Source organism: Winogradskyella schleiferi (genome assembly GCF_013394655.1).
Lineage (GTDB): Bacteria > Bacteroidota > Bacteroidia > Flavobacteriales > Flavobacteriaceae > Winogradskyella > Winogradskyella schleiferi.
On sequence record NZ_CP053351.1, the window covers coordinates 4,046,532 to 4,072,265 of the forward strand.

Here is a 25,734-nt window from a genome sequence, read left to right on the forward strand (position 1 = left end):
TCAAATTCTATGCGTGCATAATGAATTTTATTAAAACTTTTTAACAAATTTTAACAATTCTTCTTATAAAATGTTACTAAATTTTGAGTAGATGCATCATGAAGTGAAGATGAATTGGCTTCTTGAAGTTCACTTAATATGGATTTTGCCAATTGCTTCCCTAACTCAACACCAAATTGATCGTAACTATAGATATTCCAAACAATGCCCTGTACAAAAATTTTGTGTTCGTACATAGCAATGAGTTTTCCTAAGCTTTCTGGTGTTAATTTTTGAATTAAAAGTGAGGTTGTTGGTTTATTGCCTTCAAATATTTTAACAGGTAACAGGTCTTTTATCTCATCTTTGGTTGCTGATTGCCCTTTTAATTCCGATAGAACTTCTGCTTCTGTTTTACCGTTCATTAGCGCTTCTGTTTGTGCAAAATAATTAGACATCAACTTATCGTGATGGTCTTTGTTTCCGTAGAGTGAATTAACAAACCCAATAAAATCAGTCGGAATTAATTTAGTGCCTTGGTGAATTAACTGAAAAAAAGCATGTTGGGAATTTGTACCTGGTTCGCCCCAAATTAATGTACCAGTTTGGTAATTTACTTTGTTCCCATCTCTATCGACACTTTTACCATTACTTTCCATAATGCCTTGTTGCAAATAGGTAGCAAACTGATTTAGATATTGTGTATATGGAATAATGGCTTCGCTCTCCGATTGAAAGAAATTATTGTACCACACGGTCAATAAAGCTGAAATTACCGGAATATTCTCATTGAAATCCGTCGTTCTAAAATGTTCATCCATTTTGTGCGCTCCATCCAATAGACTTTCAAAGTGTTTATAACCTAAAGCAAGACTTATAGAAAGCCCTACAGCACTCCATAATGAAAAACGACCGCCAACCCAATCTTTCATTGGGAAAATATTAGCTTCATCTATTCCGAAGTTTTTTACACTTTCAATATTAGTTGAAACCGCAACAAAATGTTTAGAAACCGCTTCTTTTGGTTGTGATTCTAAAAACCAAGCTCTAATGGAATTGGCATTAGATAATGTTTCTTGTGTTGTAAAGGTTTTAGATACAATTACAAAAAGCGTGGTCTCAGGATTTAAGTTTTTAATGACTTCTTGATAATGGTCACCATCTACATTACTTACAAAATGTGTAGTTAATTGATTTTTATAATACTGAAGAGAATCAACCACCATTGCTGGTCCCAAATCAGAACCTCCAATACCAATATTTACAACATCTGTGATGGCTTTTCCGGTATGGCCTTTGTGATTTCCATTAACAACAGAGTTCGTGAAATTCTCAATTTTTTTCTTTACTTCATGTACTTCAGGAATCACATTTTCGCCATCAACTAATACTTTGGCTTCTTTTGGTGCTCTTAAAGCCGTGTGTAAAACCGCTCGTCCTTCTGTAGCATTAATAACATCGCCATCAAAATATTTTGAAATGGCATTTTTTAGGTCCACCTCATTTGCTAATTCAATTAACAAATCGATGGTTTCTGTTGTGATTCTGTTTTTAGAAAAATCGACATAAAAGTCCTCCCACTTTACCGTAAGATCATTTGCTCTATCGGCATCAGATTTAAACATGTCTCTTAAATGCTGGGATTTAATGGTTTCAAAATGCGCTTGTAATTTTTTCCAAGCTTCTGTAGTGGTCGGGTTGGTTGCTTTTAGTGCCATTATTGTATATCTGTTGTTAAATCCTCGGTTATGGTGTTTTCTGTTTCCTTTGGCTCAGCTTCTAAGAAGAAAATATTGTCTAAGCGTTGTTTTATTGGTTTTATATGGTCCAGAAATTTTACTTTTAGGCTATCCGAAATTGGTTTGGCTTCCGGTAGTTTTTGTTTAAATGGATCTACCTGACTACCATTTTTCCAGAAACGGTAACACACATGTGGACCACCTGTATTTCCTGTCATACCAACATAACCGATAATATCGCCTTGTTTTACAAATTGCCCTTTTTTAACGGCTTGTCTGCTCATGTGCAAATATTGTGTAGAATAGGTATCATTATGCCTAATTTTCACATATTTTCCATTGCCACCTCGTCTTGTAGATTCGGTCACGGTTCCATTGGCTGTAGCCATAATAGGTGTTCCGATTGGTGCGGCAAAATCGGTACCTTTGTGCGGACGGACTTTATAACCATAAACTGCAATCCGACGTTTCAAGTTATAACGGGAGGATATTCTACTAAACTGCACAGGTGCTTTTAAGAACGCACGTCTTAGATTTTTTGCGTTTTCATTAAAGTAATCTCGTATGCCTTTTACAGAATCGGTTTCAAATTCGAAAGCATATAAGGAATCACCATTATGCTCAAAATAAGCCGCTTTAACATGATGGACACCTGCATAAATGGTGTCATCAATATACTTGTCAGTATAAAGCACCTTGAAACGGTCTCCCTTTTGTAACCTTCTAAAATCAATAGTCCAGGCATAAATATCATCCGCCATTTTATAAGCTAACTTCTGACTTAATCCTTTTTCCTCTAAAGTTGAAGAAATACTACTTTCTATAACGCCAGTAGCTGTTTTTTCAACATAAGTTACTGGTTTTTTGTTGGTGTAGGCATGAATGGAATCTTTTAAATTTATAACCACATATTTAACTTGATCTGCCTGATAAATAAAAGTTTCTGGACTGGGAAGGCTATCCTTTTCAGAATCTTTTGAAAACAGCAAGGTATACGGTTTTCCTGGATGAAGTTTTCTTATATCGAAGGTATCTTTAGTGACCTCAGCAATTTTAAAAATATCAGGATAGCCAATATTATTGCGTTGAAGAATTTCACCAAAACTATCACCTTTTTGGATGGTATCCCGTTTTACGATGTAGTTATTGATATCGAACCCAAATTCAAGAATCTTTTCTTCTTCAACAATTTCGGCTTCTTCTTTTTCGTAAGCGACTTCAGCAGAATTATCTTCTTTACACGTCCATAAACTTATGGCAATAACAACTATTGCCAGACTATTTCTTAATTGCATTAACTAATTATAAATTATTTCCCCAATTTTCTAATTCTTTTTCACTCCACAGTTCCGGAAAAAAAATACGTTTCTGGTATTTTGGATGCATGTATTTTTTCCAGTCACTTCCTCCAGTTGCTTCTCCATCTCCAATGCCACTATCAATATAATGTTTGGCTGCATTGTAGTGTGCCATTACCCAACTTACGTTAACCGTGTAATCGTAATGGCGCATGGCTTTTACAAGCTCTTCATTTTTCTGGTCCTTTTCCGGCAACTCTTTAAAACGTGTCCAAAGGTTTTTAGTGTTATAGGTTTTCATAAACCTTAAAAACTCATCTTTGTAACGTTTTTCAAAATTAACTAAAAGTGTGGATTTTTTCCCTGTTTTATGGTCTTTTCCTGCCGCTTGCCAATATAAATGTTCAAAAGCATGTGTAAACGGTGTATCTCTATCAATATCTTTTCTAAATCTATAATCAATAAGATTGATTAATTCTGTAGAAGCAAACTCAATAAGTCTGTATTGAGCGCTTTGAAAACCACTTGCTGGAGTTAAGGTATATCTAAATTTCATATACTGCTCTACTTCCATACCCTCTCTCATAATGTTGAAAGACGTGGACAGCATATCGAAATAACGGCTAATTCGCATCAGTTTACTTTCAAAAAAAGTAACGTCGATATCTTCTTTTTCTCCGACTTGGGAAATTTCCCAAAGTATCATTTTAAAAATTAATTCGTTAATTTGATGATAAGCGATAAACACCATTTCATCTGGAAGCGTAGTCCGTTGAATTTGCAAATTCAATAACGCATCTGTTTGTATGTAATCCCAATACGTTATGGGTTTGCTATAAAGTAAGCCGTATAAATGGTCGTCTGTGTCTTGGTCAATTGCTCTATACTTCTTTTGAAGTTCTTTTACAATGTTATCGAATTTATGTAAATCGTGCATGTTATTTATTAATCAAATTCTATTTTAAAGGAGTGTTTTAAACCTTTAAATTCAACAAGATCAGCTCGTAGAGAACCAACAGCCAAATCTGCTTTGATTTTTAAAGGTATTTTATTTTTATCGGCACTTACCCAAAGTGTCAAACTTTCTTCCTCTTTAAAAACACGACCAGCCATAACGTAAGGTCTAAATTTAATTGTTTTGACTTTTACCTCAGTGCCATTAATCTCTACCTCAATGGTTTCTTTTCCTAAATATTTCAATTTAAAACCATAGTTTTCTTCATCAAAAAACATGTTGGTTTCAATCTCGTCACCTTCTTTTAAATCGCTTATCTCAATTTTATTTCTTAAATAATAATACATGGAAACCATATCCTGAACATCTTGTTCAGTAGTTACTTTTTTAGTTTCCTTTTGTTTCTTATTGTTTACCTCAGCAATATTATTTTGATGATCAAAGTTAATTTCTATATCCTTGGTATGGCCACCTTCGTCTATTTTTCTGATGAATTTATAGGGTGCGCCCGTAGCTTTATCGAAATAACTCTCGTACCTGTCCTTCACTTTAAAAAACCATTTTATAGCACCAGTTGTCCAACCTTTTCCAACAACGTGATACACTGGTTTCCCTTCTAATTTCGTTTCATTAACAGATAATGTGGCGTTTCCTGCTTTTAGAAAACCACTATAACTCATTTCAAATTTAAACCACTCCCCTTCTTGAAATGCAGATTCCTTTTCAACTTCTGATGCTTGAAATCCAGCGAAGAATAATATTACAGTTAAAATATATTTCATATGTTTTAGTCTGTTGAATTTTGAAGGCAATATCCTGTTCGCTATTTGCCATGGGCTAAGCCCACAACAGTTTCAACATAATCATTTCAAAATTCTAGTTTGTAAATGTAATTAATGTAACGCATTTTTTGTGTTACAATTATCATAAATACAATTACTATTCCAAATGTAACAAATACATTTCTAAATGTAATAAATCGCTGATATACAATCTAAAAAGTGAAGTCAATTTGAAGAAATTAGCGCTAAATGCTCACACTTTTTAATTACATCGATGTAAGTGTAGAAGTCTCTGAATTTCCAAAGGGGACTTTTGTGGCTTAATTGTTGGAATTATTTGAATACTCAAAATCAGTCCAGTTTTGAGATCCTTCCCACTAGTGTTGAGCATACTAGGAAATAGGAAGGCTAGTAGTATGGACATTGAGTTAGTTTTTTTATTAGCGCATTTAGTTTAGGGGACTAAATGCGCTTTTGCTTTTACAATGTTCCTCTCTTGGCTTGCTCGCGCTCAATGGATTCAAACAATGCTTTAAAATTACCCGCTCCAAAACCACGTGCTCCCATACGCTGAATAATTTCAAAAAACAAGGTTGGTCTATCTTCTACAGGCTTTGTGAAAATTTGAAGCAAGTAGCCTTCTTCGTCCGCATCTATCATAATCCCCAAACTTTTTAAAGTTTCAATATCTTCTCTCAGTGCATGGCTGTGTTCTTCTAATCGTCCAGGAACTGCTCGGTAATATTCTTCTGGTGGTGTAGATAAAAATTCAACTCCCCTAGATTTTAATTTTGAAACCGTTGTAATAATATCGTCTGTTGCCACAGCAATATGTTGAACACCTGATCCTTCATAAAAATCTAGATATTCTTCAATTTGTGAGCGTTTTTTTCCTTCCGCAGGTTCATTGATCGGAAATTTAATTCTGCCATTTCCATTACTCATTACTTTACTCATAAGTGCCGAGTACTCCGTATGAATTTGTTTATCGTCAAAAGATAAAAAATTAACAAAACCCATAACGTCTTCGTACCATTTTACCCACTTGTTCATTTGTCCCCAACCTACATTTCCAACCATGTGGTCAATGAATTTTAGACCAGCAGGTTCTGGATTGTAATCGCTTTTCCACGCTACAAAACCTGGCATAAATTTGCCATTATAATTTTTTCGTTCAACGAACATGTGTACCGTTTCTCCGTAGGTATAAATTCCTGCTCTTATGACTTCACCAAATTCATCTTTTTCAACGGTTGGTTCCATAAACGGTTTTGCGCCTCGTTTGGTGGTTTCCTCGTAAGATTTACGAGCATCATCAACCCAAAGCGCTACGACTTTAACACCATCACCATGTTTTACAATATGATTATTGATTTCAGATTTGCTGTTTAATGGTGTTGTGAGCACTAATCTAATTTTATCTTGTTTCAACACATAACTCACAGAATCTTTCGATCCCGTTTCCAAACCTCTATAAGCAAACGACTGAAAGCCAAAGGCAGTTTTATAAAAATGCGCAGCTTGTTTGGCGTTACCAACATAAAACTCCACATAATCCGTTCCTAAAAGCGGCAAGAAATCTTGCGCTCCTTCAAATATTTTCTCTAAACCGTAGTTTACACTTTTTACTTCTTTTGCCATAATTGTTTGTTTAAACTCTCATCCTTCTTTAAAGGTTTTAAGTAATTTATTTTCTATTGAATCTATATTAATGGAATCCATTTCCGATTCAATACTATAATCATCTTCTTCCCAAGTGTTAATTGTATCAGACTCGGAATCTGAATTATAATAATCATCACTTTGATAATAACGTCATTATCAAAATCTTTAAACTCATCTAAAAATCCTGAGGAAAGCATTGTGCCGTAAAAAATTAATACACCTATAACCATAAGAACAATTAATCCGTTAATTACAATAGCAAAAATATTTATAATCTTTGCGGTATTAACATTGCTTCTAGACTGTGGGTCATACGCTTCAGGATTTTCACGAAATTCTCTTAAACTTTTGTTTGCCGTAACCAAACCAATAATTGCCATTGCCAAAGGTAAGATCGCGGTAATTCCGTAACAGCAACAACTTGAAATTCCAATAACTAAGGCTAATATTCCTAAAATAAGTGCTAAAGGATCTGCTGATAATTTGTTCATATTTAAAAGCTTCTTCTAATTTCCCCCATACTTCGACTGCGCTCAGCATAGGAAAGGGAATAACTATCGTTGTTGGCAAATAATTTTATTATTAATTTCCTTATGTTTTTTTTTATATTCCTTCCCTATGGGAAGGCTAGGATGGGCTTTTTACTCCAACCAAGACCTATAATAATCTTCGTCAGCTATTTTTATGGCTTCTTCTGTGACTTTTAATGGCTTAAATGTATCTACCATAACTGCTAATTCTTCTGTTTTAACCTTGCCAATACTTTTTTCCATTGTTCCAGGATGCGGACCATGTGGAATACCTGCAGGATGTAATGAAATATGTCCTGCATCGATATCATTCCTGCTCATAAAATCACCATCGACGTAATACAGCACTTCGTCACTATCTATGTTGCTATGGTTATATGGTGCAGGCACAGCAATTGGATGATAATCATACAAACGTGGCACAAAACTACAAACCACAAAAGCATCGGTTTCAAAAGTTTGATGTACTGGAGGTGGTTGATGTACACGTCCTGTTATAGGTTCAAAATCGTGAATTGAAAATGCATATGGATAATTATAACCATCGTAACCTACCACATCGAAAGGATGTGAAGCATAGACCATATCAAATATTTCATCTTGTTTTTTAATTTTTATTAAAAAATCCCCAGATTCATTGTTGGTTTCCAATTCTTGTGGTTGGCGCAAATCGCGTTCACAAAAAGGCGAATGCTCCAATAATTGCCCAAACCAATTTCGGTAACGTTTTGGTGTATAAATTGGTCTTGTGGATTCAACAATAAATAGACGGTTGTCTTCGGTATCAAAATCAAGTTTATATATGATGCCTCTTGGCACTAAAAGATAATCTCCGTATTTAAAATCTAAATTCCCTAGATGCGTTCTTAATTTTCCTGTGCCTCTATGGATAAAAATCAATTCGTCGGCATCCGTGTTTTTATAAAAATAATCCTTTGTTGAATGCTTTGGTGCAGCTAAAATGATGTTGCAGTCGCTATTGGTGAGTACGATTTTACGACTGTCCAAATAATCACTTTCCGGTTTTACTTGAAACCCTCTAAAACGATACGATTGCATATTGTTGGCTTTCGTCACCTTAGGTGCAACACTATACTGTCTTTTTATTTCCTTGACTTGTGTTGGTCGCTGCTCATGATAGCTATTGGTGGACATACCATCGAAGCCAATAGTACCGAACAGTTGCTCGTAATAAAAATCGCCATTTGGTTTTTTAAACTGTGTGTGGCGTTTTGGTGGAATTTTCCCTAATTTATGATAGAATGGCATGTTTTGAGTTTAAAGTTCATAATTTAAAATTCAAAGTTCTGCTTACTGTTAACTGAAGTAATTTGCAGTCAACTAACTGCTAGAACATAAAGGTACAAAAAATGAAGAGATACTGAAATACTGAAACAAGTTCAGCACAAGCAATTTGAGTTTTACAGAAATGTCATTCCGGATTCCTTTTGATAAGGAAATGAAGATGAAGTTTTATGTTTGGCCAGAATGGTTTCATAGGTTACAAATATCGAAAAATTGTATGAGATTTTGAAATTAATTCATTCAACATATGACACATGTTTATTCCACGACTAAAATATTAACATTCTGGATTTTAAAATTAGCTATTATTTGTAGTTAATAATACTTATTTTTGTAGTTATCTATTCCAAACCGAAAAATTGTATGAAACCCATCCAAGCCAATATAAAATATTTACGTGCTTTAAAAAAGATATCCCAAGAGCGTTTTGCAGATGAACTTAAATGGACACGTTCTGTTGTTGGTTCTTACGAAGAAGGTCGCTCAGAGCCACCAATAGACCGTTTGATAGACTTATCAAATTACTTTGATATTCCTATTGATATACTGGTAAAAAATGATTTAAGGAAAGCCAAAAACACTTCTTTTATTGAAGTCGGCAACAAGCGTGTTTTGTTTCCTGTCACTGTGAATGAAGACAATGAAGATTTAATAGAAATTATACCTGCAAAAGCGACAGCTGGTTATTTATCTGGTTATGATGATCCGGAATATATAGAACAACTTCAAAAGATTAAATTACCGTTTTTACCCACAGGAACACATAGAGCATTTCCGATAAAAGGCGATTCTATGTTACCTGTAAAGGATGGCTCCTTTATAGTTGCTAAGTTTTTAGAAGACATCGCTGATATTAAAAATGGGCGCACGTATATTATATTAACCAAAGACGATGGCTTAGTTTATAAACGTGTTTATAAAACAGACATTGATAGCGCTGATTTATTATTGAGTTCAGACAATAAGTCGTATCAACCCTATTTAGTTTCAAAAGAAGCAATTTTAGAACTCTGGGAATTTACCTGTTGTATTAATACGCAAGAGTACGACGAAAAGGAATTGAAATTAAGTAGTATTATGACCATGTTTCAAGAGCTGAAAGTTGAATTGGAGGCCATAAAAAAATTGTAAATAACACAGGCTCAACAAAATATGGTTAATAAAGTTAAGGATTTGTTAAAATAATTGCTTACTTTAGTAATTCACCAACCAACAAAAATCAACTAAAATGGGAAAACTTAATCAAGAATTTCGCTACAACAGAGCCTTCGATTTTATTACATTACTTGCATTAATTCTGTTCCTTACATTTTTTACAAAATCAATTATGACAATAATGGGAGCTTTTGAGACAGAAGTCTTCACCAATACAATGGCTGAGTTAACCAGTCTTTAGGCTTTTAGATTAATGAAATAAAAAAACGTATAGTAAAATACTATACGTTTTATATGATATTATATAAAGGATATTATTAATCAGCCAAAATAATAACCTTGTTGTCTTTCATTTCAACAGTACCTGAATTAATCTTTACCGTTAAAACTTTTTTGTCATCATTAAAAGGTAAAACAAGTGCATGTAATTCATCAAAAACCAAATGGCTTTGTGTATGCATGTTTATTTTCACAATACCTTCACTTAAAGTTGACACTATAGCTGCGTGATTATTCAACATTTGAAATTCACCCTCTACACCTGGAACAGTTACAGAATCAACTTCTGAACTGAATATTGTGGCTTCTGGTGATACAATTTCTAAATACATAGTCTTTTCAGTATTCAGTACTCAGTATTCAGTACTCAGTAGCAAAACTGCTAACTGTGACTGCTACTGCATACTAGTTTTACGCCTCAGCTAACATTTTCTCTCCTGCTTCAATAGCCTCTTCAATAGAACCTTTAAGGTTAAATGCCGCTTCTGGTAAGTGATCTAATTCACCATCCATTATCTGGTTAAAACCTTTAATTGTTTCTTTAATATCTACTAATACACCAGGTATACCAGTAAATTGCTCAGCTACGTGGAACGGTTGAGATAAGAAACGTTGTACACGTCTTGCTCTACCTACAGCCATTTTATCTTCTTCAGATAATTCTTCCATACCTAAGATGGCGATAATATCTTGTAATTCTTTATAACGTTGTAATAACTCTTTTACACGTTGTGCACAAGCATAGTGCTCATCTCCTAAAATCTCGGCGGTCAAAATTCTTGACGTAGAATCTAATGGATCTACCGCAGGATAAATACCTAACTCTGCAATTTTACGAGATAATACAGTTGTTGCATCTAAGTGAGCAAACGTTGTTGCTGGTGCCGGATCCGTTAAATCATCCGCTGGTACGTAAACCGCTTGTACAGATGTAATAGATCCTCTTTTTGTTGACGTAATACGCTCTTGCATGGCACCCATTTCGGTTGCCAATGTTGGTTGATAACCTACCGCAGAAGGCATACGACCTAATAGTGCAGACACCTCAGAACCCGCTTGTGTAAAACGGAAAATGTTATCTACGAAGAAGAGTACATCCTTCCCTTGTCCTTCACCTGCTCCATCACGGAAATATTCTGCTATAGTTAATCCTGAAAGTGCTACACGAGCACGAGCTCCAGGAGGCTCATTCATTTGTCCGAATACGAAAGTCGCTTTAGATTCTTTCATGATTGACTTATCAACCTTCTTCAAATCCCATCCGCCTTCTTCCATAGAATGCATAAAGTCATCACCATACTTGATAATACCTGACTCTAACATTTCACGAAGTAAATCGTTTCCTTCACGTGTTCTTTCACCAACACCTGCAAATACTGAAAGTCCACCGTGACCTTTTGCAATATTGTTAATCAACTCTTGGATTAATACTGTTTTACCTACGCCAGCACCACCAAACAAACCAATTTTACCACCTTTTGCATAAGGCTCAATTAAATCGATTACTTTAATGCCAGTAAATAAAACTTCCGTAGATGTTGATAAGTCCTCAAATTTTGGAGCTTGTCTGTGAATCGGTAAACCAGCATCACCAGCTTTAGGCAAATCACCTAACCCATCAATAGCATCTCCAATTACGTTGAAAAGACGTCCGTAAACATCTTCACCAATTGGCATTTGGATTGGAGCACCAGTAGCGTGAACTTCCGTTCCTCTACTTAAACCATCAGAAGAATCCATAGCAATAGTACGAACAGTATCTTCACCAATGTGAGATTGTACTTCTAATACTAATTTTGAACCATCTTGGTTGTTAATTTCTAACGAATCATAAATCTTTGGAAGCTCTGAACCAGCAGCGAATTCTACATCGATAACTGGACCTACGATCTGTGCAACTTTACCTGTAACTTTTGACATTACTCTTATGTTTTTGTTTTGCAATAATTTAAATATGAAAAACCGTCGGTTTTTCGCGCTGCAAATATATAGTTTTATTTAAAATTAAAAGTCTTTTTAATCAGCTTTTTTAAACAAAAAAAGTGCGCTTTAATTAAACGCACTTTTAGTAATATTTATAATTGTATTTCTATTGTAATAGTGGTGAATAATTTGTAGGATAATCACCAGCTTTTGCCAGGTTTCCTGAAGCTTCAAAGTTAGAACCATAAGTGTCGTCGATGGCTTTTAAGAAGCTATTTGCCATTAAAGCATAACCTCTAGCAGTTAAATGCACACCATCTAAACTAACTAAGCCTCCAAATACCAAGTCTGTGTTTAAATTATAATCATCAAAGTCTATACCCATAGTTGATGCCTCATTTAATATTGAATTAAGGTCAACTAAAGCTAAGCCATGTGCAATGGTGATTGCTTCAATGCTCGAATTATAAGCGGCAGTTGCACCTGCAATTTCAGCTATTTCATCACTATCCAAAGCATCACCATCATCAATACCACTAATAGCCGCTAAAACTAAACCTGCTTGTTCTGGTGTTGGTGTACCTCCTGCTTGCAAAATTCCTAAGACTTGTAACACCTCTGGTGTTAAGACTACAGAACCATATCCTTGTGCTAAAGCATCTTGATCTATGGTTAAAACCAGTAATTCATCTTCAGTCATCTGTCTAAACCCTAATGGATTTTCAGGGATAACAGGTACGTCAATTAAAAATCTATTTGGACCTTCATTAAATGAAATGGCGTATTGCGCTGCTAGTGCTTCGGCTTGAGCAAGTGGAACTCCTTGTTGTATCAAGCCCTGAGAAAATATGCCAGCTACCGCCTGAAAAAAGCCAGTAAGATTTGCGGCCGTTTCAGCATCTACATCCAAGGCATTGTTGGGTACAGTTGTAAAAAAGGAGAAACTTGTTATATTAGGTAAATTACCAATAGCACCTTTTGCACCATTGGCTGTCATACCTGTTACTAAAGCATTTAATGCAAAATCAAATGTGGCTGTATCCGTAATAGGATTATAATTCGGGGAATTAATATCGCTCTCACCACCAGAAGTGGCATAGCCTAAAACATCGTTTCCACCAATTTCAGAAAGTGTAAAAAATGTTGGGTTTTGTGCCATTGCCAATTCTAAAATAGAGGCGTTTGGTGTACTACCTGTAACACGTATTGCATAGGGATTTGCAGCTTCAGGAAAATTTGAAATATTTCCATAACCTGGAGCTACCAAGTGAAAACTTTTTGCTCCTGGTATCCCCAAATTATTAAAAGGTCCTGTTGGGTTATTCAAAGCAAAGTCTGTAGTTGACATTGCTGTTGGATTAATAGATTGTAAAGGTACTGGGCCAGCGCCTCCAAACACTAATCGCTCTGTAAATAATCTATCTCCAGTTACCGGATGGATTACAGGATTCCCTCCAACGATAAGACCTCCAAAATTATCATTCATCATAGGTTGAGTAAATACACCTCCACCTGTTTTAGCAAATTTATTAGCCATGATATTCGGAAACGAATTTTCTTGACTTGCTATAAATAAACCATTGTCTGTAAAACCTGCTGTGAATGAAGCACCCACTGCTACGAAATTTGAGAAATCTGCAGTGCCAGCAGTTAATTCAGGTAAAGGTTCACCCTCGTCATTATTTAAGTCTCTTAAGTCTTGAACGAGTTCATTCTCACAGGCTACCATTCCTAGAGTAAGTAATGATAGTGCTATATATTTTATTTTTTTCATTTTATCTTTTCTTTTTCAGTTATTATAAATTATTGATAGTCCAAGATACATAATATTGAGAACCTATATAACCTGTACCAAATGCAGTAAAATATTCGTCATGCAATACGTTAGAAGCACCTACTTTAAATGTAGATTTTAGACTTGGTACCCTGAGGTTAACTTGTGCATCAAGTACATGGAATGCAGGCACTTCGCCGTCTCCAAATGAAGCTTCCCAAAAGTAATTATCACTCCATCTCCAAGCGACATTAAACCCAAAGTTTTTAAACAATTCCGTTTTACCCAAAGAGGCTTTTACCTTATGCTCTGGTGTATTGAAACTCGTTCTGAAATCTGGATTATTCTTCACATCAAAATCTAATTTAGAATACGTATAGTTTGCACTTAAATCAAAACCATTAAATACTTTTGTTGAGACTGCTATTGCTGCTCCATAAGAGTTTACTGTTTCTTCAGAATTGGTATTAGTTTGATAGACGTGAAAATCGTCATTATCTAATGCTGCTAAAATTTGTTGCGTATCTGGATTTAATACTGCTACAGAAGCGGGATTATTAGGGTCATAACCTGTTAGATCAAAGTTTGACACATCTCCATAGAGTGGTGCTACAACAGATTCGTTTGCTAGAAAATCTTTATAAGAACTGTAATATGCTGAAGCATCGATTATAAAATTTTGCAGTTTTCCTCTATACCCTACCTCTACTGAGCTTACTTGTTCTGGTTTAACATAATTAGAATTCCCAATAAAATTTTTACCATTAGAACTAGAATCGTGATCAGATAAATCGGTAGCAATAGAAGCTAATAATGAGTTATTATAAGCTGCATCAGCTGTTTGAGGTATAGTTGAAGGTTGGCCTAAATTATTTTGTGCGAATTGACTAACTCCATAATCTCTTTCATAAAGATTACCAATATCTGAAGCACCACCTACGAGTGTCCCTAAGGCTGTTCGCAAACCAATATATAATGATTGTGTGTCTGGGTTTCTAAAACCTGTTTGGAAAGAAGCTCTAAAGTTATGGTTTTCATTTACTGTTAAACCCGCAGATATTCTTGGTGAGAAAAATGCATCGAACAATTCTGATTTATCGTAACGTACAGAGCCTGTTAGCTTTAATTCTAAACTTTCATTTAGTTCAATTGAACGTTGTAATTGCGTGTACAATCCTAATTCAGAATAAGTAATAGGTCCATTTGCATCTGCATAAATAGTTCCAAATGAATTTAGCCTGTATGTTCTATAAGATCCACCTACTTGAATCTCGGCAAATTTAATTTTGTCCCTAAAGTTGTAATTAGCGTCTCCATGATAAATTTTAGAATTATCCTTTAAAGCAGAACCAGTTAAGAAATCGGAGTCCGATGTTACTTGTTCATATAATCTATTAAATTCATCTGATCCCAATTCTGGTCTTCCTTGTTCAGCAGCAATTCTTGCAGCAGCATGTGCTTGTGTATTTGTAGCACCACCAAGTGTTTGTCCAATGAATTCTGCAACATATTCTCCAAACCAAACATCATGTTCTTTCCAGGCTTGTAAGAGATTAGGGCCTGCTACATCCAACACATAGGTGTCACCAGTTTTATCAGAATTGACATAACCTCTCACAAAAAAGTCATCATTTTTTATTTCTAACTTATGTTGTTGTAATGAAAAATTCTCGATTCTATAGCGTTGCGCACCTTGATATATAGTAGAACCCGTTCCTACCTTTCCTACATATTGTATTTCGAAATCATTAGCCCAAGGTCTAAAATACAAACCCCAATCTGCTTTTACACTTTCAGCATTATAATCGGTCAATTCCACTTCTTTATATCCTGTTCTACTAACATCAACAGAAGGAATTAGTGCTGACGAGCCTGCAGGAGCTAATCCTAAACTTTCTAAGGTCAATGCAACATCTTTTATGTTTGTAGTTACATTATCTCCATAAATATTAACTCCATCATAATTTATGTTTGATTCACGAGTTCCTCCTGATATATCTTTATCATCATAATTTGCAGCAAACCAATCCGTACCTTTTAAATATCCGAAATTCGCTTTAACAGCAATTTTATCACTAAATTTGTATGCCATACTTATACCAAAATCTGTATAATCATTATCTCCTGCAGCTTCTTGGGAAGTTATGCCTTGTTTAAAAAAACCTCTAATTCCTTGATGGTCAAAAGGATTTTTACTTGTCATAAACAATATACCATTAAAGGCATTTGCACCATAAAGAGCCGAAGAGGCACCAGGTAAAAGTTCTACACTCTGAGCATCAGTCTCCACCATTCCCAATAAGTTACCCATAGGGAAGTTAAGTAAAGGAGCCGAGTTGTCCATACCATCTACGAGTTGAACAAACCTGGTATTGGCAAAAGTCGCAAAACCTCTAGTGTTTATAGATTTAAAGGTTAAACTGTTGGTGTTTATATCTACACCTTTTAAGTTCTCTAATCCTCCATAATAATCTGCTGAAGCGGTATTTTTTATTTCTTTAAGTCCGAAACGCTCAACAGTAACTGGAGATTCAAAGATCCGTTCCGGTGTACGAGATGCAGAAATTACAACTTCATCTAGAGAACTGCCTTCTGCCAATGTGACATCGATTGTTTGGTTATTCGTTGTGACTTCAACAGTTTGAGTTTCAAAACCAGTGTAACTAACACGGATTGAAAATGGAGGCACTTGCTCTACGGTTAACGAATAGTAACCGTCAAAATCCGAGACCGTACCAGAACTGGAACCTACTACAACAATGTTTGCACCTGGCAAGGGCAGTCCAGAATTGTCGTTAATTTTACCTTTTACTGTGGTTTGTGCATAAGTTACCACGCAAAAAAGCATTGTGAAAAGCTTTAAGATTGTCTTCATTTTAGAGAATTAGTTAATTTATTAGGTAAGCAATTTAATTAAATATATGAATATCCAATAAGAAATTCTCACAAAATTATGCATGCATAGCATTTTTTCAAAAAAATAAAGCCCAAAAACTGAGAAATGCTCAATTTTTAGGCTTCAAATTATGATTTTAACAACTGATTTAACTACTCTACCGTAACAGATTTAGCTAAATTTCTAGGTTGGTCAACGTTCTTTTCTAACATCACGGCAATATGGTAAGACAATAACTGTAATGGTATCGTAGTTAATAAAGGTGTTAAGCATTCTAGAGTTTCTGGTACTTCAATTACATGATCGGCTAATTCCTTTACACAAGTGTCTCCTTTGGTAACGATACCAATAATCTTACCTTTTCTGGATTTAATCTCTTGAATGTTACTGACCACTTTTTCGTAATGTCCTTTTTTGGTGGCTATAACGAATACTGGCATTTGCTCATCTATTAAAGCTATTGGGCCATGTTTCATTTCTGCCGCTGGATAACCTTCTGCATGGATATAAGAAATCTCTTTTAGTTTTAACGCTCCCTCTAAAGCAACCGGGAAATTATAGCCACGGCCTAAGTATAAACAGTTTTTAGCGTCTTTATATATTTCGGCAACTGTTTTTACGTAGGCATCAGATTTTAGTGCCTGTTCAACCTTTCCTGGTATGGTTTCAAGTTCAATAAGATGATGTCTAAATTCTGAACTAGACATTGTTCCTTTTGCACGCGCTAATCGCAAGGCCATTAAAGTTAATACGGTAATCTGTGTAGTAAACGCTTTGGTTGAAGCGACTCCAATTTCAGGACCTGCATGTGTATAAGCGCCTGCATCTGCCTCTCTTGCAATAGACGAACCAACCACATTGCAAACACCAAATACGAATGCACCTCTAGATTTTGCTAATTTAATAGCAGCTAAGGTATCCGCAGTCTCACCAGATTGGGAAATAGCTATGACTATATCTTTTTCCGTAATTACCGGATTTCTGTATCTAAATTCAGACGCATATTCTACCTCAACAGGAATTCTGGCTAAATCTTCAAAAATATACTCTGCAACTAAACCTGCATGCCATGATGTTCCACAGGCCACAATTATTATACGGTCTGCTGCCAAGAATTTTTTCATATTATCCTCAACACCTGCCATTTTAACAATAGCTTCATTACTCAATAAACGACCTCTAAAAGTATCTAAAATTGCACTCGGTTGCTCGTAAATCTCTTTAAGCATAAAGTGATCGTAACCTCCTTTTTCAATTTGTTCTAAATTAAGCTGAAGTTCTTGTACATAAGGATCTACTAAAGCGTCATTCTTAATCTTTCTGACCTTTACTTCTTTTCCTCTTCGAATAATGGCCATCTCTTCATCTTCAAGATAAATAGCATTTTTAGTATATTCGATAAAAGGGGATGCGTCACTGGCAATAAAAAATTCGTCTTCACCAACACCTATAGCCAAAGGACTACCGAGTCTTGCTACGACAATCTCGTTAGGTTTATTTTTATCAAAGACAGCGATAGCATAGGCTCCCACAACTTGGTTTAAGGCAATTTGAACAGCTTTACCAAGTTTAAGATTTTCGTTTTTCTTTACGTCTTCAATAAGATTAACCAAGACCTCTGTATCAGTATCTGACTTAAAAGTATAACCACGTTTTATTAACTCTTTCTTTAATGAATCGTAATTTTCAATAATTCCATTATGGATTATTACTAAATCGCCAGAATTAGAGTAATGTGGATGAGAATTTACATCGTTCGGCACACCATGGGTAGCCCAACGCGTGTGTCCTATACCTAAGGTTCCATCTGTGGAAATTTCGTTTTCAATTTTTTCCTTTAAGTCAGATACTTTTCCTTTAGTTTTAGAAAGTTTAATAGCATTGCCATCATATAACGCTATACCAGCGCTATCATAGCCACGATATTCTAATCTTTGGAGTCCTTTAATAATAATAGGATAAGCCTCTCTATGCCCAATATACCCAACAATTCCACACATAGGTTAATTTTTTAATTATTTGGTTCGGTGTAGTAGATTTCTAAATACACACGTTTAGTTTCATCTTCACTAGTGTTGCCATGCAATATTGTACCTCTCGGCGTTAATATTGAACTCACAGGAACCGTAAAATCATCAGAATCTAGTACATTCTTCTGTATTGAACCTAAGGTCGTATCTTCTATGTCTACACTTAGAGAAACAGCCAACCCTAGTTCAACATTTGTAGAATCCCGTACTAATAAATTATTAATATGTTCTGTGATCTTCAATTTATATTTAACACCTGGACTGTCCTGATCATCTTCATCTTCGCGTTCCAATATTCCAAGGTGACTGGATTTCGAGAACGAAGGTAGAGTAGAGTTGGTTGCATCTAAATAATAATCGATTAAAGGTGTTTTATTATCTATATTGTACAGATAAAGGCGATTAGGTTCGTTATCTGGCACTTCGTCTAACATATCCAATTGATTTCTATCGACATAAAAAACGAGATTTGCCTCATTAACTAAACGTTTAGAACTCTCAAATTCGCCATTTTCTAAATTAACATATTCATTTCTGAAATGTTCAAAATTAGTGATACCCGCATCCTCGTCATAGAAGCCATCAAAAAGCTTTATACCAGCTACAGCTCCTTCCCCACCTTTAAGATATATTCTACTATCACCGTTTTCTGAATTTCCATCATTAATAGGTAACGTATAATCATTATCAAAGAAGTTAACTTTATTTGATCCAAAATTAAGGACATAAGTTCCTGTTCCTGTGTCACCGTCAGTATCTGTAGTTGAATAATATATGGTTACATTAGCATTTGCACTGCTTGTATTTAGTATAAGGAAGCTTCCATCTCCATTTACTGGTTCCGCTTTAAAGTAAAGTCCTTTAAAATAGTTTGCAAAATTGTTTGGATTACTTAATACGGCATCTCCTTCTTTGTCTATAATTTTATTTTGCCAAAAAGTTGGATGCAACATAACTCTTATACCTGGAGTTTGTGTTTCTAATAACGTTTTGTTTCCGTCATCATCTAGATTATTTACGTCCTTTAAAGCATAGCTACTATTATTTATATCAATATTGTTGTCATCAACTACGGTCATAGTAGTACCTGTTGCATCGTCATAATCAACAAACGTGAGTTCCTCCCCTTCCAATGCACCAGAAAAATCCCCTGATCCTTCTGCGGTTTTATTCGAATAATAAATCTGATTTTCATTAAAGCTCGCATTAGGGTTAAAATCCCTGAGGAAATAATTGCTTTCGAAGATTCTTAAATTGATTTTATTATACGTGTCTCCCTTAGGTAAAATGGAGTCTAACTCATAGATTGTATTTCCATCATCATCAAAACTAGTAGCTGTGCTAAAATAAGGAATCCTTAAAACCACGGAATCAATCACAGTTCCTTCACCAAAATCCGGATCGTAAGAACTTGCCGAAAGTTGTGTTACAAAACTAGCGGTCGTTCTCCCATAAGCATCGTCATAAAGGCCTAAAGTACTTAACCCAATTAAACCATTTGTTTGAACAGCAGGCTCTAAAGCCTTTGTGTATGCAATAATATCATGTTGTTCTGAAAGAATATCGAAATTCGTGGCAATGTCGTTATTAATTACATCGGATTCCAAGGATGCGTAATCATTATCACAGGCAATAAACGTGAGGATAACTAAACCAAAAGAGATAATCTGTAGGGCAATTTTATTTTTTTTCATAGGTAATATTAACTGTTTAGTACAGTATTATTATAAAAATCAGTATAAGGGTCCGCAAATTCTTCAATAGAATGATAGTCTAATACGGGTTTTGTTAATTCACTGATATAGGTGTCTAATTCTTTAGGTAATTCTTCAGAACCTCTAATTACAGCATCAGAATTATCAATAGCAATTTTCATTAAATTAATATAATCTGGCTGCTCTAAAGGTTTTGTTGCTTCGGCATTAATCCCATCGAAACTCACTTTAGAGAGCATGTCTTTATCTAACGTTCCTTCAAAGGTTTGATTGTACACGGAAGTCACTATTTTACTTTCAGTAAATAATGGCTCTGTTTTATAAAATTCTTTCAAATACAATGGCAATAATGAAGCCAACCAACCATTTACGTGAATGATATCTGGAGCCCAATTCAACTTTTTAACTGTTTCTATAACACCTTTTGCAAAGAAAATGGCACGCTCGTCATTATCAGCAAATAATTTTCCGTTTTCGTCAGTTAAAGTGGCTTTTCTTTTAAAATATTCTTCGTTATCTATAAAATAAACCTGAATACGCTCTTTAGGAATTGAGGCAACCTTTATAATCAAAGGCATATCTAAATCGTTAATGACCAAATTGATACCTGAAAGTCGAATGACTTCGTGAAGTTGATGTCTTCTTTCATTAATATTTCCAAAGCGAGGCATAAATATCCGTATCTGACCTCCTTGTTTGTTTACCATTCTTGGCGCTTCAAATGACATTGAAGAAATCTCCGTTTCGGGTAAATATGGAACTACTTCCGAGGACACATACAATATTCGTTTATCTTTCATAAATCTGCTGCTTTTGAAATTAATAGTAAAAAACATGCAAAATTACAAAAATTTGTGCAGATTGCCAGTATTATATTATGTTTGCATGCGTTAAACTTTTGTTACAGCATTGAAAAACTTCCAGAATAAAGCCAAACTGTCCACTTATATTAGTTTATTAAAAGACCGAGGAACTTCCATTGGATTTGTACCCACTATGGGCGCATTGCACAATGGGCATTTATCGTTAGTCAACCAAGGACTAAGTGAAAATGATATTGTCGTTGTAAGCATTTTTGTAAACCCAACACAGTTCGATAATAAGGAGGACTTAGTCAAATACCCAAGAACACTTGAAGCAGATATAGCCTTATTAAAAACAGTAGGTGACGATAGAATTATTGTTTATGCGCCGACAGATGAGGATATTTACGGTGACAACATTAAATCACAAACTTTTACGTTTGATGGTTTAGAACACGAAATGGAAGGCGCTTTTAGACACGGACATTTTGATGGTGTCGGTACTATTGTAAAACGTTTGCTAGAGATTGTAACACCTGATGCAGCTTATTTTGGTGAGAAGGATTTTCAGCAATTACAAATTATAAGAAAATTAGTAGAACTACACCATTTACCTGTAAAGATAGTTGGATGCCCAATTCATAGAGCAGATGATGGTTTGGCAATGAGTTCTAGAAATGCAAGGTTGACTCCAAAACACAGAGAAACGGCGTCTTTTATTTATAAAACTTTAAAGACTGCCAAAAAAAAGTTTGGCACAAAAAGTGCACAAGGGGTTACGGAATGGGTTACAGAGCAATTTAAAAATGAACCACTTTTAGAGTTGGAGTATTTTCTAATTGCAGATGTAAAGACCTTAAAACCAGTAAAACGAAAATCAACAAAAAAAGCCTATAGAGCATTCATAGCTGTATATGCTGGCGATATAAGACTTATCGATAATATCGCTCTAAATTAATTATCTTTGCGGCATGCAAATACAAGTTGTAAAATCAAAAATTCATCGTGTAAAAGTTACAGGTGCAGCACTAAATTATATCGGTAGTATAACTATTGATGAGGATTTAATGGAAGCTGCTAATATTATTCAAGGCGAAAAAGTTCAGATTGTAAATAATAACAATGGCGAACGTTTAGAAACCTATTGTATTCCTGGTCCGAGAAAAAGCGGAGAAATTACTCTAAACGGTGCAGCGGCAAGAAAAGTTGCCGTTGGTGATACTTTAATCCTTATTACCTATGCCATAATGGATATAGAAGAAGCTAAAGTATTTAAACCGTCTTTAGTGTTTCCAGACGAAGCCACTAACCTTCTTAAATAAACAGGTGAACAAACCTAAACCCATCCTAAAAGTTGTGTTACCTTTACTCTTAGGAGTAGGATTGGTTTGGTACTCGCTATCAAAAATTTCCGTCCCTATATTGGTTCAGTATTTTAAAGAGGCTGATTATAGTTGGATCTTTCTTGGTGTAATTTTAGGAATCCTTAGCCATGCTTCTAGAGCTTATCGCTGGTTATATATGGCAGAACCTTTAGGGTTTAAACCTAAATTTGGTAATAGTTTTATGGCCGTCTATTCGGCCTATCTTATTAATTTTACGATTCCAAGAGCGGGAGAAATTGCTAGAGCTTCAATTTTAACCAACTATGAAGGCATTCCCTTCGATAAAGGCTTTGGCACCATAGTTGCCGAACGTGTTGCAGATACCTTAATGCTGCTCTCCATAATTGCGATTGCATTCTTTTTGGAATTTGAATTCATTTATAATTTTTTTGCCGAAAAATTTAATCCTACATCTTTATTATTAGGAATTACAGCGTTATTACTTGGAGCATTGGCAGTATTCATATTTATCAAGAAAAGCCATACTAAGTTCGCTTTAAAAGTGAAAGGATTTGTCACAGGATTAATAGAAGGTGCGCTCAGTATCTTTAAAATGAAAAACAAATGGGCTTTTATTGGTCATACCTTTTTCATCTGGACTATGTATGTGCTCATGTTTTATGTAACCACCTTTGCCTTACCGGAATTACAAGATATTTCAATTGCAGCCGTATTAATAGGATTTATATTGGCCAGCTTTAGTATTGCTGCCACAAACGGAGGCATTGGCTCGTTTCCAGAAGCTATAGTCATTGCCTTTTCGTTATTTGGTATGGCAGACGATCCAAGTAGAGCTTTTGGTTGGATTATGTGGTCCACACAAACTTTAGTGATCATAGTATTAGGAGGTTTGTCTTTATTATACTTACCTATTTATAACAGAAAGAAAACAACAGTTTAGAAATATTTTTTAACTTGCTCTACTATTTTAGCACAACAGATATGAAGAATTTTTACATAGTATTATTAAGTTTTTTTTTCGTTATAAACCTTCAAGCACAAGCGATCTACAAAACCATTGATTCTGAAAAGCTAGGAGAAAAGCGTGAATTAAAAATTCAATTACCAAGAAATTATAATCCCGAAGAAAAAAGAACCTATCCATTAATCATTGTTTTGGATGGCGATTATTTATTTGAGCCTGTTGCAGGAAACATCGATTACCAATCGTATTGGGAAGACATACCAGATTGCATTGTTGTAGGCATCAACCAAGGAGACACAAGAAATGATGACTTTTATTACCATGAAGACACCTATTTTCCTATAGGAAAAGGAGCCTCATTCTATGAGTTTTTAGCTGCGGAATTATTACCATATATAGAAGACAACTATAAAGCCTCGAATTTTAGAATCATCTTTGGGCACGATTTAAGTGCTAATTACATTAATTATTACCTCTTTAAGGATGAGCCACTTTTTAGGGCTTATGTCGCTTTCAGTCCGGAGTTTGCTCCAGAAATGATTAACAGATTACAGCAGCGTTTGTCCATTTTGAAACAAGAGACATTTTATTATATGGCGACTGCCGATGCCGATATAAAAAATCTTAGAGCTTCAACCATACAAGCAGATTCTATTATTTCGACCATAGAAAATGAAAAATTATTTTACACCTTCGATGATTTTGAAGATGCCAACCATTATGGATTGGTAGGAAGGGGAATTCCAAAAGCATTAAATGAGATTTTTAGTCTATTTAAACCTATAAACGCTAAAGAGTATAAGGAAAAAGTATTGACTTATGAAGGTTCTCCATACGAGTATCTAACCAAAAAGTACGAAGACATTGAATATTTCTATGGATTTGAAAAAGAATTAATAGAAAACGATATAAGAGCTATTGCAGTGGCTAGTGACAAGAAAGATGATTTGGATTCTTTGGAAGAACTTGCGAAATTAGTCAAGAAGAAATTTCCTGACTCTATGTTAAGTGCCTATTATTTAGGAATGTATTATGAAAAAATAGGCAATCTTAGAAAAGCGTTATTACAATATAAAGGCGGTTTACTTTTACAACCTTCACAATTTGTAGATAAGGAAATTATACTCGAAAAAATGTATGATACACAAGAAGCAATGAACGACTAAATGCATTTCAACGAAAAAAATTGACAATTTGCCGATAAAGTAGTATGTTTGGAATCCCAAAATTAAACCTACTTTGTTATGAGAAAAACTATTTTAGTAGTTCTTGCTTGTTCTATTTATGCGTTTTCGTTTGCACAAGTGTCTTATAAAGAAATCTCTTCGGCACGTCTTAGTTCAGAACGTCAATTAAAAATTAAGCTACCCAAAGACTACGATCCAAAAGCAGATGAAAAATATCCCGTAATTATTGTATTTGACGGCGATTATTTATTTGAACCCGTAGCAGGTCAGGTAGATTTCCAAACCTATTTTGATGACATGCCTAGCTCTATTGTGGTTGGTATTATGCAAGGTGAAAATCGTTTTTATGATAGTTATTATGACCCAACTACAGGATTACCTACAGAATCCGGACTTCGATTTCACGATTTTGTTTCAGACGAATTATTGCCTTATATAGACAAAAAATATAACACCAGTAAATTTAGAGTAGCTGTTGGCCACGACATCATGGGTAATTTTATTAATTCTTATGTTTTCAAGGAAGATTTAGCGTTTCAAGCCTATGTATGTATTAGCCCGGATTTTGTTGGTTCCCTAAAGAACTTTGTTTCAAAACGTTTAGCCCTTTATAATGATGATATTTTCTATTATTTGGCAACTTCAGACAAGGATATTCCAGAGATACGGGAAAACATCCTTTCCACAAACGCTTTAATATCTGAAGTTAAAAATCAGAATGTCACTTATTATTTTGATGATTTCAAAAATGAAACACATTACACCTTAGTTACTGGTGCGATTTCCAGATCTTTTGATAAGATTTTCAATATCTATAATCCTTTAAGAGAGAAAGAACTTGAAGAAAAGGTACTGCCTTACGAAGGTACTTTAGACCAATTTTTAACTGACAGATACAAAAGAATCGAGAAATTATTTGGTATTAAACAAGAGATAAGTGAAGAAGAGTTAGAGAAAGTTGCAAAAGTTGCTGAGCAACGCGAAGATTTCAAATCACTGTACAAATTAGGGAAACTTGCTAACAAAATACATCCAGAAACATTACTTGGCACCTACTATTTAGCCCAATCGGCAGAGCAACTAGGTAAAACAAAAAAAGCTAAGAAGTTATACGAAGAAGCATTAGCATTAAATGATGCACTTCATATTGATAAAGACTATATCGCTGCAAAAATTGAAGAGTTGACTTTAGCGTTAGTAGATGTAGATGATGAAGACTTAGAAGACTTAGAAGACGAAAAAGAAGAGGAGAATGAAGAGGAATAAAAGACACATACTATCTACGGATTATTTTTTTGAAGCTTTATTCATAAAAACAAAACAATTTTTGTTTTCCAATTGGCCTTCAAAATTAGCGACTCTAAAAATTTTAGCGATTGTGAGTTGGTTTAAGGACATCAACTAAAATT

Annotated in this window: 20 protein-coding genes; 6 read left to right on the plus strand and 14 right to left on the minus strand. The window is 34.8% G+C overall.

The window, feature by feature from the left end; translation table 11 throughout:
- Positions 1-50: 50 nt before the first annotated feature.
- The 7 genes from pgi to HM990_RS17510 form a co-directional block, all read right to left on the minus strand.
- Positions 51-1,697, minus strand: a complete 1,647-nt coding sequence (gene pgi, locus HM990_RS17480) for a glucose-6-phosphate isomerase (protein ID WP_178990854.1) — start codon at positions 1,695-1,697, stop codon at positions 51-53.
- On the minus strand, positions 1,697-3,013 hold the full coding sequence (locus tag HM990_RS17485; protein WP_178990856.1) for a M23 family metallopeptidase: 1,317 nt from the start codon (positions 3,011-3,013) through the stop codon (positions 1,697-1,699). Before HM990_RS17485 ends, pgi begins: the two co-directional genes overlap by 1 nt.
- A 7-nt stretch (positions 3,014-3,020) precedes the next feature.
- Positions 3,021-3,953, minus strand: a complete 933-nt coding sequence (locus HM990_RS17490; RefSeq protein WP_178990858.1) for a tryptophan 2,3-dioxygenase family protein — start codon at positions 3,951-3,953, stop codon at positions 3,021-3,023.
- Positions 3,954-3,961: 8 nt separating this feature from the next.
- Positions 3,962-4,753 carry a DUF3108 domain-containing protein gene (locus tag HM990_RS17495; protein WP_178990860.1) on the minus strand — a complete coding sequence of 264 codons (792 nt, stop codon included), beginning with the start codon at positions 4,751-4,753 and terminating at the stop codon, positions 3,962-3,964.
- A 480-nt stretch (positions 4,754-5,233) separates the two neighbouring features.
- Positions 5,234-6,394 carry a 4-hydroxyphenylpyruvate dioxygenase gene (hppD, locus tag HM990_RS17500; protein ID WP_178990862.1) on the minus strand — a complete coding sequence of 387 codons (1,161 nt, stop codon included), beginning with the start codon at positions 6,392-6,394 and terminating at the stop codon, positions 5,234-5,236.
- A 62-nt stretch (positions 6,395-6,456) separates the two neighbouring features.
- Positions 6,457-6,909 carry a CCC motif membrane protein gene (locus tag HM990_RS17505; RefSeq protein ID WP_178990864.1) on the minus strand — a complete coding sequence of 151 codons (453 nt, stop codon included), beginning with the start codon at positions 6,907-6,909 and terminating at the stop codon, positions 6,457-6,459.
- A gap of 150 nt (positions 6,910-7,059) precedes the next feature.
- A complete protein-coding gene (locus tag HM990_RS17510) occupies positions 7,060-8,217 on the minus strand; it encodes a homogentisate 1,2-dioxygenase (RefSeq protein WP_178990866.1) in 1,158 nt (385 codons plus the stop codon).
- A gap of 399 nt (positions 8,218-8,616) precedes the next feature.
- Between HM990_RS17510 and HM990_RS17515 the strand changes: the two genes are divergently transcribed.
- Complete coding sequence (locus tag HM990_RS17515; RefSeq protein WP_178990868.1) at positions 8,617-9,384, plus strand: XRE family transcriptional regulator; 768 nt, start codon at positions 8,617-8,619, stop codon at positions 9,382-9,384.
- A gap of 341 nt (positions 9,385-9,725) precedes the next feature.
- Here HM990_RS17515 and HM990_RS17520 read toward each other — a convergent pair whose 3' ends face one another.
- The 7 genes from HM990_RS17520 to HM990_RS17550 all read right to left on the minus strand — a co-directional run bounded on the left by HM990_RS17520 (position 9,726) and on the right by HM990_RS17550 (position 20,825).
- Positions 9,726-10,019 (minus strand): F0F1 ATP synthase subunit epsilon, encoded by a 294-nt coding sequence (locus HM990_RS17520; protein WP_178990870.1) that lies wholly within the window; start codon positions 10,017-10,019, stop codon positions 9,726-9,728.
- Positions 10,020-10,098: 79 nt separating this feature from the next.
- Positions 10,099-11,607, minus strand: coding sequence for a F0F1 ATP synthase subunit beta (atpD, locus tag HM990_RS17525; RefSeq protein WP_178990872.1), 1,509 nt, complete (start codon positions 11,605-11,607; stop codon positions 10,099-10,101).
- 169 nt (positions 11,608-11,776) lie between these two features.
- Positions 11,777-13,384 (minus strand): SGNH/GDSL hydrolase family protein, encoded by a 1,608-nt coding sequence (locus HM990_RS17530; RefSeq protein WP_178990874.1) that lies wholly within the window; start codon positions 13,382-13,384, stop codon positions 11,777-11,779.
- 22 nt (positions 13,385-13,406) lie between these two features.
- Complete coding sequence (locus HM990_RS17535) at positions 13,407-16,259, minus strand: TonB-dependent receptor domain-containing protein (protein ID WP_178990876.1); 2,853 nt, start codon at positions 16,257-16,259, stop codon at positions 13,407-13,409.
- Between the two features lie 173 nt (positions 16,260-16,432).
- Positions 16,433-18,280: a glutamine--fructose-6-phosphate transaminase (isomerizing) gene (gene glmS, locus HM990_RS17540; protein WP_178990878.1), complete on the minus strand. Its 1,848-nt coding sequence runs from the start codon at positions 18,278-18,280 to the stop codon at positions 16,433-16,435.
- Between the two features lie 11 nt (positions 18,281-18,291).
- A complete protein-coding gene (locus HM990_RS17545; RefSeq protein WP_178990880.1) occupies positions 18,292-20,004 on the minus strand; it encodes a DUF4270 domain-containing protein in 1,713 nt (570 codons plus the stop codon).
- An 8-nt stretch (positions 20,005-20,012) separates the two neighbouring features.
- Positions 20,013-20,825, minus strand: coding sequence for a glycogen/starch synthase (locus HM990_RS17550; RefSeq protein ID WP_178990882.1), 813 nt, complete (start codon positions 20,823-20,825; stop codon positions 20,013-20,015).
- A gap of 109 nt (positions 20,826-20,934) precedes the next feature.
- Between HM990_RS17550 and panC the strand changes: the two genes are divergently transcribed.
- The 5 genes from panC to HM990_RS17575 all read left to right on the plus strand — a co-directional run bounded on the left by panC (position 20,935) and on the right by HM990_RS17575 (position 25,591).
- On the plus strand, positions 20,935-21,786 hold the full coding sequence (gene panC / locus HM990_RS17555; RefSeq protein ID WP_178990884.1) for a pantoate--beta-alanine ligase: 852 nt from the start codon (positions 20,935-20,937) through the stop codon (positions 21,784-21,786).
- 13 nt (positions 21,787-21,799) lie between these two features.
- Positions 21,800-22,150 carry an aspartate 1-decarboxylase gene (gene panD, locus HM990_RS17560; protein ID WP_178990886.1) on the plus strand — a complete coding sequence of 117 codons (351 nt, stop codon included), beginning with the start codon at positions 21,800-21,802 and terminating at the stop codon, positions 22,148-22,150.
- A gap of 4 nt (positions 22,151-22,154) precedes the next feature.
- Positions 22,155-23,114, plus strand: a complete 960-nt coding sequence (locus tag HM990_RS17565) for a lysylphosphatidylglycerol synthase transmembrane domain-containing protein (protein WP_178990888.1) — start codon at positions 22,155-22,157, stop codon at positions 23,112-23,114.
- A gap of 41 nt (positions 23,115-23,155) precedes the next feature.
- Positions 23,156-24,304: an alpha/beta hydrolase gene (locus HM990_RS17570; protein ID WP_178990890.1), complete on the plus strand. Its 1,149-nt coding sequence runs from the start codon at positions 23,156-23,158 to the stop codon at positions 24,302-24,304.
- 78 nt (positions 24,305-24,382) lie between these two features.
- Entirely contained in the window at positions 24,383-25,591 is a 1,209-nt protein-coding gene (locus HM990_RS17575) for an alpha/beta hydrolase-fold protein (RefSeq protein ID WP_178990892.1), read from the plus strand.
- Positions 25,592-25,734: the final 143 nt, after the last annotated feature.

Coding starts and splice junctions, on each gene's coding strand:
- HM990_RS17545 (WP_178990880.1), bottom strand. CDS start 20,004: ATGAAAAAAAATAAAATTGCCCTACAGATTATCTCTTTTGGTTTAGTT.
- HM990_RS17520 (WP_178990870.1), bottom strand. CDS start 10,019: ATGTATTTAGAAATTGTATCACCAGAAGCCACAATATTCAGTTCAGAA.
- HM990_RS17570 (WP_178990890.1), top strand. CDS start 23,156: ATGAAGAATTTTTACATAGTATTATTAAGTTTTTTTTTCGTTATAAAC.
- HM990_RS17495 (WP_178990860.1), bottom strand. CDS start 4,753: ATGAAATATATTTTAACTGTAATATTATTCTTCGCTGGATTTCAAGCA.
- HM990_RS17530 (WP_178990874.1), bottom strand. CDS start 13,384: ATGAAAAAAATAAAATATATAGCACTATCATTACTTACTCTAGGAATG.
- HM990_RS17515 (WP_178990868.1), top strand. CDS start 8,617: ATGAAACCCATCCAAGCCAATATAAAATATTTACGTGCTTTAAAAAAG.
- HM990_RS17510 (WP_178990866.1), bottom strand. CDS start 8,217: ATGCCATTCTATCATAAATTAGGGAAAATTCCACCAAAACGCCACACA.
- hppD (WP_178990862.1), bottom strand. CDS start 6,394: ATGGCAAAAGAAGTAAAAAGTGTAAACTACGGTTTAGAGAAAATATTT.
- panD (WP_178990886.1), top strand. CDS start 21,800: ATGCAAATACAAGTTGTAAAATCAAAAATTCATCGTGTAAAAGTTACA.
- HM990_RS17550 (WP_178990882.1), bottom strand. CDS start 20,825: ATGAAAGATAAACGAATATTGTATGTGTCCTCGGAAGTAGTTCCATAT.
- pgi (WP_178990854.1), bottom strand. CDS start 1,697: ATGGCACTAAAAGCAACCAACCCGACCACTACAGAAGCTTGGAAAAAA.
- HM990_RS17575 (WP_178990892.1), top strand. CDS start 24,383: ATGAGAAAAACTATTTTAGTAGTTCTTGCTTGTTCTATTTATGCGTTT.
- HM990_RS17535 (WP_178990876.1), bottom strand. CDS start 16,259: ATGAAGACAATCTTAAAGCTTTTCACAATGCTTTTTTGCGTGGTAACT.
- HM990_RS17505 (WP_178990864.1), bottom strand. CDS start 6,909: ATGAACAAATTATCAGCAGATCCTTTAGCACTTATTTTAGGAATATTA.
- atpD (WP_178990872.1), bottom strand. CDS start 11,607: ATGTCAAAAGTTACAGGTAAAGTTGCACAGATCGTAGGTCCAGTTATC.
- HM990_RS17485 (WP_178990856.1), bottom strand. CDS start 3,013: ATGCAATTAAGAAATAGTCTGGCAATAGTTGTTATTGCCATAAGTTTA.
- HM990_RS17490 (WP_178990858.1), bottom strand. CDS start 3,953: ATGCACGATTTACATAAATTCGATAACATTGTAAAAGAACTTCAAAAG.
- glmS (WP_178990878.1), bottom strand. CDS start 18,280: ATGTGTGGAATTGTTGGGTATATTGGGCATAGAGAGGCTTATCCTATT.